Source organism: Clostridium cuniculi, assembly GCF_004353185.1.
In the GTDB taxonomy this organism is placed as follows: domain Bacteria; phylum Bacillota; class Clostridia; order Clostridiales; family Clostridiaceae; genus Clostridium; species Clostridium cuniculi.
On the sequence record NZ_SMUS01000031.1, the window covers coordinates 14,908 to 27,118 of the forward strand.

General features: G+C 25.7%; 20 protein-coding genes. 6 read left to right on the plus strand and 14 right to left on the minus strand.

All coding sequences use genetic code 11. From position 1 onward, the window contains the following. Positions 1–187 precede the first annotated feature (187 nt). The 14 genes from EJJ37_RS14290 to EJJ37_RS14350 all read right to left on the minus strand — a co-directional run bounded on the left by EJJ37_RS14290 (position 188) and on the right by EJJ37_RS14350 (position 7,703). Positions 188–580: an ArpU family phage packaging/lysis transcriptional regulator gene (locus EJJ37_RS14290; protein ID WP_133016253.1), complete on the minus strand. Its 393-nt coding sequence runs from the start codon at positions 578–580 to the stop codon at positions 188–190. 55 nt (positions 581–635) lie between these two features. Continuing rightward, positions 636–923: a hypothetical protein gene (locus EJJ37_RS14295; RefSeq protein ID WP_133016254.1), complete on the minus strand. Its 288-nt coding sequence runs from the start codon at positions 921–923 to the stop codon at positions 636–638. 41 nt (positions 924–964) lie between these two features. Next, on the minus strand, positions 965–1,120 hold the full coding sequence (locus EJJ37_RS20325) for a hypothetical protein (protein ID WP_166484780.1): 156 nt from the start codon (positions 1,118–1,120) through the stop codon (positions 965–967). Between the two features lie 42 nt (positions 1,121–1,162). Next, the gene (locus tag EJJ37_RS14300; RefSeq protein WP_133016255.1) at positions 1,163–1,426 is read right to left on the minus strand and encodes a hypothetical protein; all 264 of its coding nucleotides are present in this window, start codon (positions 1,424–1,426) and stop codon (positions 1,163–1,165) included. A gap of 160 nt (positions 1,427–1,586) precedes the next feature. Further along, positions 1,587–2,156, minus strand: coding sequence for a 3'-5' exonuclease (locus tag EJJ37_RS14305; protein ID WP_133016256.1), 570 nt, complete (start codon positions 2,154–2,156; stop codon positions 1,587–1,589). Positions 2,157–2,183: 27 nt separating this feature from the next. Further along, complete coding sequence (locus tag EJJ37_RS14310; RefSeq protein ID WP_133016257.1) at positions 2,184–2,381, minus strand: hypothetical protein; 198 nt, start codon at positions 2,379–2,381, stop codon at positions 2,184–2,186. Positions 2,382–2,392: 11 nt separating this feature from the next. Further along, entirely contained in the window at positions 2,393–3,697 is a 1,305-nt protein-coding gene (gene dnaB, locus EJJ37_RS14315; RefSeq protein ID WP_243124900.1) for a replicative DNA helicase, read from the minus strand. Position 3,698: 1 nt separating this feature from the next. After that, on the minus strand, positions 3,699–4,559 hold the full coding sequence (locus tag EJJ37_RS14320; protein ID WP_166484781.1) for a replication initiator protein A: 861 nt from the start codon (positions 4,557–4,559) through the stop codon (positions 3,699–3,701). Between the two features lie 2 nt (positions 4,560–4,561). After that, positions 4,562–5,614, minus strand: coding sequence for a ParB/RepB/Spo0J family partition protein (locus EJJ37_RS14325; RefSeq protein ID WP_133016259.1), 1,053 nt, complete (start codon positions 5,612–5,614; stop codon positions 4,562–4,564). After that, positions 5,602–6,354 (minus strand): ParA family protein, encoded by a 753-nt coding sequence (locus EJJ37_RS14330; RefSeq protein ID WP_133016293.1) that lies wholly within the window; start codon positions 6,352–6,354, stop codon positions 5,602–5,604. The genes EJJ37_RS14325 and EJJ37_RS14330 overlap by 13 nt, the downstream gene beginning before the upstream one ends. Positions 6,355–6,431: 77 nt before the next feature. After that, positions 6,432–6,704, minus strand: coding sequence for a hypothetical protein (locus tag EJJ37_RS14335; RefSeq protein WP_133016260.1), 273 nt, complete (start codon positions 6,702–6,704; stop codon positions 6,432–6,434). 49 nt (positions 6,705–6,753) lie between these two features. After that, the gene (locus EJJ37_RS14340) at positions 6,754–6,939 is read right to left on the minus strand and encodes a hypothetical protein (RefSeq protein ID WP_133016261.1); all 186 of its coding nucleotides are present in this window, start codon (positions 6,937–6,939) and stop codon (positions 6,754–6,756) included. A 2-nt stretch (positions 6,940–6,941) separates the two neighbouring features. Next, positions 6,942–7,388, minus strand: coding sequence for a helix-turn-helix domain-containing protein (locus EJJ37_RS14345; RefSeq protein WP_133016262.1), 447 nt, complete (start codon positions 7,386–7,388; stop codon positions 6,942–6,944). 105 nt (positions 7,389–7,493) lie between these two features. Further along, positions 7,494–7,703 carry a helix-turn-helix transcriptional regulator gene (locus EJJ37_RS14350; protein WP_133016263.1) on the minus strand — a complete coding sequence of 70 codons (210 nt, stop codon included), beginning with the start codon at positions 7,701–7,703 and terminating at the stop codon, positions 7,494–7,496. Between the two features lie 135 nt (positions 7,704–7,838). On the opposite strand from EJJ37_RS14350, the gene EJJ37_RS14355 reads away from it, so the two are divergent. The 6 genes from EJJ37_RS14355 to EJJ37_RS14375 all read left to right on the plus strand — a co-directional run bounded on the left by EJJ37_RS14355 (position 7,839) and on the right by EJJ37_RS14375 (position 12,163). Then, complete coding sequence (locus tag EJJ37_RS14355) at positions 7,839–8,168, plus strand: helix-turn-helix domain-containing protein (RefSeq protein WP_133016264.1); 330 nt, start codon at positions 7,839–7,841, stop codon at positions 8,166–8,168. A 108-nt stretch (positions 8,169–8,276) separates the two neighbouring features. Continuing rightward, positions 8,277–9,317, plus strand: coding sequence for a DUF4236 domain-containing protein (locus EJJ37_RS14360; protein WP_133016265.1), 1,041 nt, complete (start codon positions 8,277–8,279; stop codon positions 9,315–9,317). A 102-nt stretch (positions 9,318–9,419) separates the two neighbouring features. After that, the gene (locus tag EJJ37_RS20330; RefSeq protein ID WP_166484782.1) at positions 9,420–9,596 is read left to right on the plus strand and encodes a hypothetical protein; all 177 of its coding nucleotides are present in this window, start codon (positions 9,420–9,422) and stop codon (positions 9,594–9,596) included. Further along, positions 9,586–10,131 carry an ABC-three component system protein gene (locus EJJ37_RS14365; RefSeq protein ID WP_133016266.1) on the plus strand — a complete coding sequence of 182 codons (546 nt, stop codon included), beginning with the start codon at positions 9,586–9,588 and terminating at the stop codon, positions 10,129–10,131. Before EJJ37_RS20330 ends, EJJ37_RS14365 begins: the two co-directional genes overlap by 11 nt. A gap of 20 nt (positions 10,132–10,151) precedes the next feature. Next, the gene (locus EJJ37_RS14370) at positions 10,152–10,388 is read left to right on the plus strand and encodes an ABC-three component system middle component 8 (protein ID WP_133016267.1); all 237 of its coding nucleotides are present in this window, start codon (positions 10,152–10,154) and stop codon (positions 10,386–10,388) included. Then, positions 10,385–12,163: a DUF2326 domain-containing protein gene (locus EJJ37_RS14375; protein WP_133016268.1), complete on the plus strand. Its 1,779-nt coding sequence runs from the start codon at positions 10,385–10,387 to the stop codon at positions 12,161–12,163. The genes EJJ37_RS14370 and EJJ37_RS14375 overlap by 4 nt, the downstream gene beginning before the upstream one ends. The last annotated feature ends 48 nt before the right edge of the window (positions 12,164–12,211 follow it).

Sequence of the window (12,211 nt, forward strand, 5' to 3'; positions counted from 1 at the left end):
TCCTCAACATATTCTAATAATACATAAATACTCATTATATTTATCTTTCCTTTCTTGATTATACCATTAGAATTATGCTATAATTATTAAAGCAATATTCATTTGGTATTGTTTGTCTTCAGGCAATTCTACAAACTTTGGTCGGTTGGGTAGAGTGCCTTTTTTTTATTTTTATAATATTTTTTTATTAGCAGTATCCTAAGCCTATCATAAATTTATATAAACTTATCTTTTTTAATTCATAATATCTATTTTTACTTATTCCTAGTTTTTTCATAACTTCTTCTGGTCTTTCTAAGTTATCTTCAAAATAACATTGCTTTATAATTTCTTGTGATTTAACATCTAATCTATCATATACATTTTCTATAGCATTAACTAATATTCTTTTATATTCATCATCAACTACTACTTTACTTACTGGATCTGATGGATGATTGCTCTTTTCATAAACTTGATCCCATCTTGTTGGTTGCCCTAATCCTGGTGTTTCTAAACTTATTAAGTAAAAATAATACTTTTGTAATTTATCCTCTACTTGCTTTTTAAATATCTTATATTTTTTTTCATCTATTAACATATCGTATCTCACTTTCACAATATTAGGTGTTCGTGATGAACACCTTTCAAAATTATTATTTTTTTTCTTCATCTAAAATTCTATACAAAGGTATAATTCTAAAATCAAATTTTTGAATTTGATACGCAACTGGCACTTCTGAAATCTTAAGTTTCTTTTTAATTGCATTAGTTTTAGTTGTTAATTTAGAATGTTCCCAACCACATACTAATTTCTCTAAAACAATTTTATCATCTCCCCAAGCTACCTCTATTGAAGCACCCTTTAACACCTCTTTATGGTCTTGTTCTGATAAATCATAAGTTGTAAGTGGCAATTCATAACCTTTAACTATTTTGCTCATTTTCTCTTCTCCTTCTACTCACACTAATTTTGAATTGTTCGTTACTTTAATTTAAAAATTTCTTTTATACCTTGACCACAATTTTTCCATTCTTGTTCACATCTATCTTTACAATCCCTTACAACGCATTCATTACAGCAAATACACCCTCTATTGTATTTTTCATTATCACATTCAAATCCATCACATATTTTCATAAAAACTCCTAAATCTCCTTTACAATAATTTCAAATTATTCATTAATCTTCTTCCTGAGTAACATCTATAAGCTCTATTTCTGTAGCATTATCAGCTACCCATTTACCAAAAAAATCATAACTATCAAACTTAATTTCTTTTATTACACCATCATACTTATCTCTATATAAACAAGTTAGCTCCATATTATTTATTTTTACTCCTATCTCTTCCAAAGCTTTATTTATAGCCTCTTTAGCACTTAGTCCATTAAAATAATATCCTACTGCTTTTATTACATCTTTCTCTAAAATTTCTTTATCCATAATCCACTCCAGATAAATACTTTAGAAAGGCTCTTAAAACATTCTATTTTATAATCCCCACTACATAATAGCTTGTCCAAAGTTCCTTTCTTAAATTATTTATAAAAACGCTTTAAAGCATTGTTTATCTAAATTATTGTTTAAATCAATTATTTTAAAACTATAAGTTTAATAATTTAATAATAGCTTCATACTCTAGTTTGCAGTCTACTAATGCTCTATGCCTATTAACTGGAATATCAATGTCTAATTTACTTAGGATATGGTCTAAATCTTGTTTTTCTAAATTAATCTTTCCCTCAAGATTTTTTATAAGGGCTAATTGCATTAAATCTAAATTTCTATAGCTTACAACTTTTCTATATTCTTTTATTAAATAACATCTTAAAAACATAGCTTCTAAAAACTTAACATCAAACCCTACGTTTTGCCCAAGAACTATATAGCCTTCTTCTTCACTTTTATTGTCATTTAAGAATTTTAATATTAATTCTGATGCTTCCTTTTCTTCTAAAGCTTCTTTTTCATGTTCCATAATATCTATTCCGTTAGCTTTCATAGCTCCAGAAGTTAAAAGATATTCTTTATGTTTAACTTTAACCTCTAATTCAGCTAAAATTTTCATGTCCTTAATAATTAATAGTCCTATTTCTAACACTTGATGTTTCTTTTCATCATACCCTGTTGTTTCAGTATCAACTAACACAAAACTTCTATTTCTTAATTCCATTTCAATCTCTCTTTCTGTAATAAACTCTTATTTATCTTTAATAATTTCCAATATAATTCCTGGTCCATGTGATTTTAAATATCTTGTTCCATTATCATATGTATATGATAAATGTACTTGAGATTTAACATACTCATTTTTGCTTATTATCATGGATCTTACACCTTCTCTTCTTGTTATTTCTGCTATTAATTCATCAATGCTAACTTCTTTTAAGTTACTCATCCCATTACCTCCTATACCCAAGCAAGAGTACTAAATCTTTGATATTTACCAACCCAGCCTAACTTAATTGTCTTTACTTCTCCATTTCTATTTTTGCCAAGTATTACTTCTGTAATATTTTTATCTTCACTTTCTTTGTTGTAATATTCATCTCTATATAAAAATATAATTACATCTGCATCTTGCTCTATTGCTCCAGACTCTCTTAAATCTGAAAGCATTGGTCTATGGTCTGCTCTTTGTTCAGGTGCACGAGATAACTGTGATAATGCAATTATTGTTATATCTAATGACATAGCTAACTTCTTTAATTTTCTTGATATTTTAGCTACTTCCTGTTCTCTTGAAGTATTTTTTTCTGTTCCTTCTATAAGTTGTAAATAATCTATAATAACAACATCTAGTCCATTTTTTCTTTTAATAATTTTACACTTACTTTCTATTTGATTAATAGTCATAGATTTATCATCTATAAATATTTCTCTATTTGCTAAATCATTAGCTGCTATTGCTATTTTTTCAAACTCATCCTCTTTAAGTTTTCCATTTTGAATATTGCCAAGCTCCACTAATGATCTTGAAGCTATTAACCTATTCATAATTTGATCCTGCGACATTTCCAAAGAAAATATTCCTACACACCCTTCCTTTGATGCACATTGACCAACATTAAGTGCAAAAGCAGTTTTCCCCATTGATGGTCTTGCTGCTAGTATAATAAAATCACCTTTTTTAAGTCCTGAAATTACCTTATCAATTTCTTTAAATCCTGTTGTTATACCTTGAATCTTCCCACCTTCTTGCCATCTAGATTCAATGTTCAATAATGCATTATTAACTGCATCTGAAATAGCTACTGGATCATCTTCTTTATTTTTACTAGCTGCGATAACTAAATCATCCTCTATACTTTCAACTATATTTTCAAGATCTGTATCTCCATATGACTTTTCTATCATTTGTCTTGCTGTATTTATTAATATTCTTCTTTTTGATTTATCTTTAACTATATTTGCATAATCAATAACATTGAAACTATATAAAGCTGTTGCGACTAATTCACTTAAATAACTTATTCCACCACATTGTTCTATTATATTTTTGCTCCTTATATAATTTGTCAAAGTAACTAAGTCCACTATTCCTTTTGAATTTAATTCTAAAATTGATTTATATATAGCTTTATGTTTATCTAAATAAAAATCTGTAGTATCTAGGATATAGCTTACATCATCAATTTTTTTATAATTATTTATTAAGCAACCAAGCAAATTTACTTCAGCTTCTATATTTTGTGGCATAACATTATTAATCATCTTACATAGCCTCCTCAAAAGTTATTATAGGTTTCTTTTTATCCTTAACTTCCTCAACTGAGTTGTTAAACTGATTATTTGAATTAGCAATTTCTTTTTTAGATAAATAGCTATTCCAAATATCACCCTCATCTGTAAATCTGGAAATTCCATTGTCTTGCTTTAAAAATTTATCTAGTGACCATTTATGTTCATAGTAGAAGTCACTATGGTATATTTCTGCATAATTATCTATAGCACTTATAATTTCTTTATGGCTATAATCTTTTAAAGCTTTAGTAATTGCATTACTTATTTTAGAATTTAATTGCCTATGAACAATTATGTTTTTTGAATTAAAATGACTATATATATTTAGTTTGATTATATTAGTCTTATTAGGGGCCAAATTTTGCCCCCCCTCAGAACCAAATTTTGACCCGGTCAAAATTTGACCCCCATCAATTTTTGACCCCTTTTGAGATACTTTTTCATTATCATCTTTATCTAAATCTATAATATTTTCTTCTTCATTGTTTGATATAATCTTACATAAATATAATCTAAGTGATTGTCCTTTTTCTGAATTCTTTTCTATAAGTAAACCAACATCTCTAAGTTCCTTAAATCTGCTTTTAGCCGTATTTAAACTTACCATTAAAAGATCTGCTATAGCTTGTCTTGAATAATTAAAATATATATATCCATCTTCATCTATCCAGTTATTTCGTGTTGATAAATCTAATCTATCTTTTAAAATTCCATATAACATTCTTGCTTCATTGCTTAAATTAGCATATCTTTTTAATATAAATAGGTCTTTGGGAATCTTATAAAACTCTTCTCTATTCTTATCATTAACTGTATAAAACTTCTCTTTCACATTTACTCCTCCATATCCGAAAACCAAATAAAACAATCTGGAGATATTTCATATGCTATTTTAGGTATAATCTTTTTGTTATCTATAATTAATTCATTAGCCTTTTTTATATCTTTAGCCAATATAGTAATCTTATTTGCCTTGCAAAAACCTGATAAGGTAATGTTAAATACCTCCCCATCAAATAAGACCTCTTTAGTAAATAATTTACTCTTTACATACTTACTTAAAATCATTATTTTGGGAGCTCTATGCTCTATTAATAATTTTTTTATTTCATCAACAATCTTATTATCTTTATCCACATCTTTATTAACATTTAATTCATTTAAAAGTTCCATATCTTTTTTACTTGTTAATGGTTGCTTAATGCCTTCTATTAAAATATCTATCTCAGTATTAGAAATTTTAGTAGATGTATTACTTATTTGATTTAATATTTCTTCCTGCTCTTTAGACTTTAGATTGCTTAAAGTATCTGCTTGAGTTAATGTAATAGCTCCCTCATCTAGTTTTTCCTTAAGTGGCTCTATTAAGTTTTTAGATACTTTACTATATCTCCCAACTTGCACTCCTGAAAGCCCTATGTCCTTGCCAATTATATCCCTTGTTTTCCCTTTAGGAACTTCTTCACCATTAGCTTTTTTTATAGCATAGAGTTGTTCAAGCCTTTCTATACTTTTCATTTTTTCTGTAGGAGTTAACTCTCTTTGCTTAGCATTAGCTTGAATAAGAAGTATCTCTCCATCTGTATCATTTAATTCTTTAACTTGGCATGGTACTTTTTTATAACTTAATGACTTTAATGCATGGTATCTTCTTTCACCTGAAAGAATTTCATATTCATCATCACTAATCTTTCTAACAACCAAATTATGCATTAATCCACTTTCCTTAATACTTCCTGCAAGTTCTTCTATTTCCCTAATTTCATAAAAATTATTAGTTGAAGGTATTAACTTCTCTATATCTATTAACTGTAAATTGAAATTCTTTTCTGCTTCTAATTTATTTACCCTATCTGCTATACCTTTTAACCCATCTAAATAAGCCATTGCTCTATCTCCTTTACTAACTCCTTATAGTCTTTAGTTGCATTTGCCCTTTTGTTAAAATAGACTACTGGCATTAAATTAAATGTACTTTTTACAACATCTACATTCTCTCTTATACTTGTTTTAAATAATTTATCTCCAAGCGATTTTCTTAATTCTTCTTTTATCTCTCTATTTATAGAAGTTGCTCTATCCATTGTTATAAATATCCCTAATAAATTAAGTGTTGGATTAAACTCTTCTCTAATCTCCTCAATGCTAGATAAAAGATATTCAAATCCATCTAACGCAAACATATCTATTTTTACAGGAACTAAAACATGATTACTTGCTGCTAATGCATTGGTACTTAATACTCCTAACGATGGAGGACAATCTATAATTACATAATCATATTTAAATTCCAGATTCATTAAATACTTTTTAAGTCTCAACTCTCTAGATCTCTTTGTATCAGTTAATATTTCACTCTCAGATAATATCAACTTTATGTTTGATGGCATTAAATACACATTTTCAAATCCAGTATGCTTAATATTAACCTTTTCTCCCCTTAACATTTCATATGTTGAAAGACCTTCAGGATCATAACAGTTAAAATTCTTTGTAGCATTTGCTTGTGGATCTAAATCGATAACTAAAACACTTTTGCCATTTTTCCCTAGCTCTGCTGCTACATTAACTGATGATATAGTCTTAGCTACTCCACCTTTTATATTTATAAATGATATAATTACCATTTTCATTTCTCTCCTTCTATGTTATAATGGAGATACGGATGGCAGTCCGTATCTCAAAAGTGTTTTGTAGAATCCTTTTATAAGGATTCTTTTTTCATTAAATCCATTAATTTCTTTTCTGCATCTTCAAACACTTTCAAAATATATTCTTCACTTTCATGATTACCATATATATTAAATAAATCTACTCTATTATTTTCAGTATCTTTATAACCATTTTTAACATAATGAATACCCATAACATTTACATGTCCAGAAAACTCAATAAATACATCATGCTCTGTATAAGTGTTAACCTTTATTGCTAATTCTGATAAATATAGAAATCTACTTATAACTTTTTCACTCATTTTCTTCTCCTTAAAAACTATATTTTTTATTTAAAATTATTTAATCCAACTATTGTTCATATTTATAACCTACGTATTCCTCAAAAAGCTTTGGAGAAATATAATAAGTATAAATAGAGCTCATTTTTATAGCATGACCAAAAGGTAATAAGCCTCTTTGTAGACCAATTCTCACAAATTGCTCACTTTTCCCCATAATTTTAGCTGCCTCTTTAACTGATATAGATTTACCCATTTTTATACATCCCCTTTCTTTGAAAATTTTAGTGACATTATTGCATCAACTACATCATCAAGTTCTTTCATTATTACTTCCCATCTTGGTTTTTCTTCTTCATCAATTATTCCATCATAAGTTATCTCTAATATTTCTTCTCTAAGCTTTAAAAAATCTGATACCTCTTTTTGTAATCTTAATATTGCAGCTGGAAGTTCTTTAATTTCTATATTAGGCAAATACGTTCTTCCAACTTCATCAGATGTTTTTAAATGCTGGTAAGCTAAATATTGACTATCATATATTTCTATCATTTTAATAACTACTCTATCGGGTGGTATTCTTTTATCTCCTTCATATGCTCTTAAGCTATCCACTGATATATCTAGTAGTTCTGATGCTTTTTCTTGAGTTAAACATGTACTTTCCCTCGCTATTTGGTAAATATTTCTGTATTGCTTCACCATTTTATCCCCTCCTAAATTATGTAATAATATAAATAAGAGTTTATTTATCTATAAACATATCTCACTATTTAACAGAGTAATTACTTACTCTGTTTTTAATTTCAATCACATTTTGTGATTTTTGTTGTTAAAAAAAATTTCATCTATGCTTGCTTTAGGAAAAGTCTCTTTAAATTTAATTAAAAAATTATAACTTGGATTTCTATCACCAGATTCTATCTTTGAATAAAAAGACAATGTTGTGTTTAATTTCTCTGAAATAGCCTTCTGAGTATAATTATTTTTTATTCTAAACTCCGCTAAATAGTTACTCACATTTTCACCCCTCACATTTTGTGATTACAGTTTTATTATATTACTCACATTATGTGTTGTCAACCACTTTTTGTGATTTTATTATTTTTTAACCACATATTGTGTTATAATATTTTTATAGATTGGAGGTTCAATATGTTTGCTAAAAGATTGAAATGTTTAAGAGAAGAACAAAAACTTACTCAAAAAGAATTAGCTGAAAAACTTGGAATTTCTCCTAGTGCTATTGGAATGTATGAATCTGAAAAAAGAAATCCTGATACACATATGTTAAATATACTAGCAAATTTTTTTAATGTATCGGTTGATTATTTATTAGGAAGAAATAGTGTTAGAAACAATGTTAAAGAGGATGTAACTATAGCACTTCATAGTGATTATAATTATGATGAACTTCCAGATGAAGCTCGAAAAGAAATTGAAAACTTTATAGAGTTTATAAAAATTAAATATAAAGATAAATAGGTGTTTTTTATAACACCTTTATTTATGTCAACTTACTTCAATTATTTTACTTATTATGAATACAATTCACTTATTGTATAAATTTATTTACCTTAGGAGGTTATAAAAATGGGGTTTAGATTTAGAAAAAGTATAAATTTAGGCGGTGGATTTAGAATAAATCTAAGTAAAAGTGGTATAGGCTACAGCTTTGGTGTGCCTGGCTATAGAGTTACAAAAACTGCTAAAGGAAAAACTAGAAAAACATATTCTATTCCTGGCACTGGGATTTCTTATATTCAAGAATCCAAAAAAGTCCAAAAAAATAAAACATATAATAATTCTAATAATTTAAATAATCAATACATATATAATGTTGAAAATAGTATGCAAGAAATAACTAATGCTCAAATTGAACAACTTCAATCTGCTGAGCATAAAGATTTAATACATAAAATAGAAAATATCTCAAGCTTAGATGCTATCAGCAATATTTTATTATTTTTAATAATATTTTCAACTATTCCTGGTTTAATTATTTGCCCTATAGTTGGATTAATATTGAAAATTTTAATTCTAACAAAATGGAGAGTAAATTTAGATTATAGTTTTGAAGATGATACTTATAAGGAGTTTGAGAATAAAGTAAACGCTTGGTTCAACTTAAATCAAAGCGAAAAAAAATGGCAAGTAACTCATGAAGCTACTGTAATAAATAAAAAAATATCTGCAGGAGCTTCAACTAATATAAAAAGAGCGCCATTAAAAATATTAAAAAAGACACCTTACTTTATTAAAAGTAATATTAATCCAATTTTATTAGAGTTAAAAAAAGAAAAGTTATTTATATTTCCAGATAAAATCTTAATTTTTAATAATAATAAAATTGGAGCTATATCTTATAATGATATTCAAATTAATATTCAGCCAACAAGTTTTATTGAAAATCAATCTGTTCCCAAAGATTCAAAAATATTGTCCTATACATGGCAATATGTAAATAAAAATGGTGGTCCAGATAAAAGATATAAAAATAATAGACAACTTCCCATATGTCAATATGGATATATAAAAATAAAGTCTAATGATGCTTTAAATGTTGAATTATTATTATCAAATTTAAGTGTAGTAAACGAATTTTATAGTTTACAAAATATAAATAACTATTGATATTAAATGTACTTTTATTATTTATTGATATTTTTTCAATTAAATTATGTTAATTAATTTATTTAATATTTACTAATACTAATGAAAGGAGTTTATATGTATATGAAAGAAATAATTTTAGCTATTATTGGAATATTTGCCGCTGGAGGTGCTTTAAAACTTTATAAATCACATTCTTCTAATAAAGATAAAGATTCAAATAAGATTAATAACATAAACCAACAAGCTTTTTCTAATGATAAAGTTTATCAATCAGGGAGAGATATAAATGTTAAATAAAATTGAAGTTAATCAAACTTCATATTCTAAAGGTGATTCCTTGCAAGCAGGAAGGGATATAAATATAAGTAACCACTATAATATTGATTATAATATAATGCGATTCTATGAAGATGACATTAAAGAAATTATTATTTTCTTTTCTAACATATCTAGCAGTATTAAAGAAACTGATTTTATTGATAATAGTTCAATTCCTATAGAAGAAAAAAATAAGATTAATGATCTTAGTGAAGATTACTTTGAACTAATAAAATCTAAATCACTGCCTAATTTTAATAAGATACAATCTTTTTTGAGTGATCCTAGAAATGAATATTTTGTAGAATTATATCAAAATACTACTGAGGAGCTTCAAGAAAAAATACTTGCGGTTAGACATAAAGTGGACAAGTTTCAAGAAATATTCGATTTACTAAAAACATATATTTTAGAAAGTAATAGAGATGATAAAAACTTTATTAAGCATAGAAACAAAATAGTACTTTTTTTACACTTCATGTATTATAATTGTGATATAGGTTTTAAAAAGTAATAAATTAAGGAGGGAATATTATGATTAAACCAACTAAATTTCTTAATCTTAATAGTTGTATTTTAAATTTATGTACTGATATTTTGATTGAACTATTAAAAAATAACAGTATTTCTTATGACAGTTTATATAATAAACTATCTACTAAGTTTGGATCTGAAATTAAATACTTATTTATTCCCTCATTAGATTTTTTGTTTCTTCTAGGAAAAATTAAATATATTTCTGAAACTGATAGTTTGGAGTTGATTAAATGAAATTAATTAAAATTTATTCCAATGATGAAAGATTTAAGACTGTTTATTTTAGTGATGGATTAAATCTTATTGTTGGTAAAACTAATAAACAATATGATCTCTCTAGAGATAGACATAATCTTGGAAAAACAACCTTAATCTCATTAATAGATTTCTTATTACTTAAAGAAATTGATAAAAATTTTTTCCTTAAGAAGACTTGTTTTGAAAATCATATTTTTTTCTTAGAATTAGAAACAATTGAAAAAAAATATATAACAATTAAACGAGCTGTTAAAAATAATTCTAAAATTAGTATAAAAATATCTTCTGAAAAAAATAATAATTTTACAAATGAATTAAATTGGGATTATATTGATTTACCTCTTACTAGTAGTAACAACTCGAAAAATCCTAAATTTATTTTAAATAATCTTCTTAATTTTAATACTCTTAATGAATATGGATATAGAAAAATAATAAATTATTTTCTTAGAAATCAAAAAGATTATATAGATACTTTTCAACTTAGTAAATTTAAAGGTAATGATGCAAGTTGGAAACCTATTCTGTTTGAATTGTTAGGGTTTGACAATACTTCATTGAAAGAAAAATATAAATTAAGTGCTGAATTAGAAAAAAAAGAAAATTATATAAAGAAAATAGAAAAAGATTTTGATGTAAATCATAATGAAATAGATAAACTTAATGGCTTAATACAAATAAAAGAAAATGAAAAACAAAATATTCTTGAAACGATTAATAAATTTAATTTTTATATAAAAGAGCAAGGCTTGAATAAAGAACTTATTGAAAATATTGAAGAGAAAATATCAAAGTTAAATACTGAACAATATAACCTTGAATATGAAATTAACAACTTAAAAGATTCAATATACAACGAAGTAACTTTTGATATCAATTCTACAGAAAAAATATTTAAAGAAGTTAATATTTATTTTACCGAACAGTTGAAAAAAAGCTATGAAGACTTAATAAAATTCAACACTCAAATCACTACTGAAAGAAATAAACATATTAAATCAACACTTTTAGATAAAGAATATAAATTGTTAGAAGTAAAAAAAGAACTAACTGCTCTTAATTCTAGAAGACAAGATATTTTATCATTACTTAAAGAAACAGATACATTTAAGAAATATAAATCTTTTGAAATGGATTTAATTAAAATAGAACGTGAAATTGCAACATTAGAATCAAAAATTGAAAATGCTTCTGTTGCAAGGGAGGAAATTCAAGAAGTATATAAAATTAGGAATAGAATAGCTTCACTCTCTACTATATTGGGGGATCTTATTTCTAATCCTAATAATACACGTTATATTAATATAAAAAATACTTTCTCTAAATTAGTAAACAGTATTATAATGAAACCAGGATTGCTTTCTATAAACCAAAATAAAAACGGAAATATAGATTTTGAAGCTGAAATAATAGATGAAAATGGAGCTACAACTTCTGAAGCAGATGGATTTACTTATAGAAAAATATTATGTGCTTGTTTCGATTTATCTATTATTATTAATTACTTAGATAAAAATTTTGTTAGATTCGTTTACCATGATGGTTGTCTTGAAAGTTTAGACCCTAGAAAACAATATAATTACTTGAAATTAATTGAAGAATTGTGTAATAAATATGATATACAATACATTTTAACTGCCATCGAAAGTGATATAACTAAAAATAATTATAAATTTAATACTTCTCCTAATATTGCTGTTTCATTATCTGACGATGATGATAAAAGTAATTTATTTGGATTTAAATTTTAAGGTGTTCTTCATGAACACCTTTTTTATAATTGTCAAAAGAACATACGT

What these genes read in the sequence shown, in the direction of transcription:
- EJJ37_RS14290 (WP_133016253.1), bottom strand. Translation starts at nt 580, where the DNA reads ATGTTAATAGATGAAAAAAAATATAAGATATTTAAAAAGCAAGTAGAG.
- EJJ37_RS14295 (WP_133016254.1), bottom strand. Translation starts at nt 923, where the DNA reads ATGAGCAAAATAGTTAAAGGTTATGAATTGCCACTTACAACTTATGAT.
- EJJ37_RS20325 (WP_166484780.1), bottom strand. Translation starts at nt 1,120, where the DNA reads ATGAAAATATGTGATGGATTTGAATGTGATAATGAAAAATACAATAGA.
- EJJ37_RS14300 (WP_133016255.1), bottom strand. Translation starts at nt 1,426, where the DNA reads ATGGATAAAGAAATTTTAGAGAAAGATGTAATAAAAGCAGTAGGATAT.
- EJJ37_RS14305 (WP_133016256.1), bottom strand. Translation starts at nt 2,156, where the DNA reads ATGGAATTAAGAAATAGAAGTTTTGTGTTAGTTGATACTGAAACAACA.
- EJJ37_RS14310 (WP_133016257.1), bottom strand. Translation starts at nt 2,381, where the DNA reads ATGAGTAACTTAAAAGAAGTTAGCATTGATGAATTAATAGCAGAAATA.
- dnaB (WP_243124900.1), bottom strand. Translation starts at nt 3,697, where the DNA reads ATGATTAATAATGTTATGCCACAAAATATAGAAGCTGAAGTAAATTTG.
- EJJ37_RS14325 (WP_133016259.1), bottom strand. Translation starts at nt 5,614, where the DNA reads ATGGCTTATTTAGATGGGTTAAAAGGTATAGCAGATAGGGTAAATAAA.
- EJJ37_RS14330 (WP_133016293.1), bottom strand. Translation starts at nt 6,354, where the DNA reads ATGGTAATTATATCATTTATAAATATAAAAGGTGGAGTAGCTAAGACT.
- EJJ37_RS14335 (WP_133016260.1), bottom strand. Translation starts at nt 6,704, where the DNA reads ATGAGTGAAAAAGTTATAAGTAGATTTCTATATTTATCAGAATTAGCA.
- EJJ37_RS14340 (WP_133016261.1), bottom strand. Translation starts at nt 6,939, where the DNA reads ATGGGTAAATCTATATCAGTTAAAGAGGCAGCTAAAATTATGGGGAAA.
- EJJ37_RS14345 (WP_133016262.1), bottom strand. Translation starts at nt 7,388, where the DNA reads ATGGTGAAGCAATACAGAAATATTTACCAAATAGCGAGGGAAAGTACA.
- EJJ37_RS14355 (WP_133016264.1), top strand. Translation starts at nt 7,839, where the DNA reads ATGTTTGCTAAAAGATTGAAATGTTTAAGAGAAGAACAAAAACTTACT.
- EJJ37_RS14360 (WP_133016265.1), top strand. Translation starts at nt 8,277, where the DNA reads ATGGGGTTTAGATTTAGAAAAAGTATAAATTTAGGCGGTGGATTTAGA.
- EJJ37_RS20330 (WP_166484782.1), top strand. Translation starts at nt 9,420, where the DNA reads ATGAAAGAAATAATTTTAGCTATTATTGGAATATTTGCCGCTGGAGGT.
- EJJ37_RS14365 (WP_133016266.1), top strand. Translation starts at nt 9,586, where the DNA reads ATGTTAAATAAAATTGAAGTTAATCAAACTTCATATTCTAAAGGTGAT.
- EJJ37_RS14370 (WP_133016267.1), top strand. Translation starts at nt 10,152, where the DNA reads ATGATTAAACCAACTAAATTTCTTAATCTTAATAGTTGTATTTTAAAT.
- EJJ37_RS14375 (WP_133016268.1), top strand. Translation starts at nt 10,385, where the DNA reads ATGAAATTAATTAAAATTTATTCCAATGATGAAAGATTTAAGACTGTT.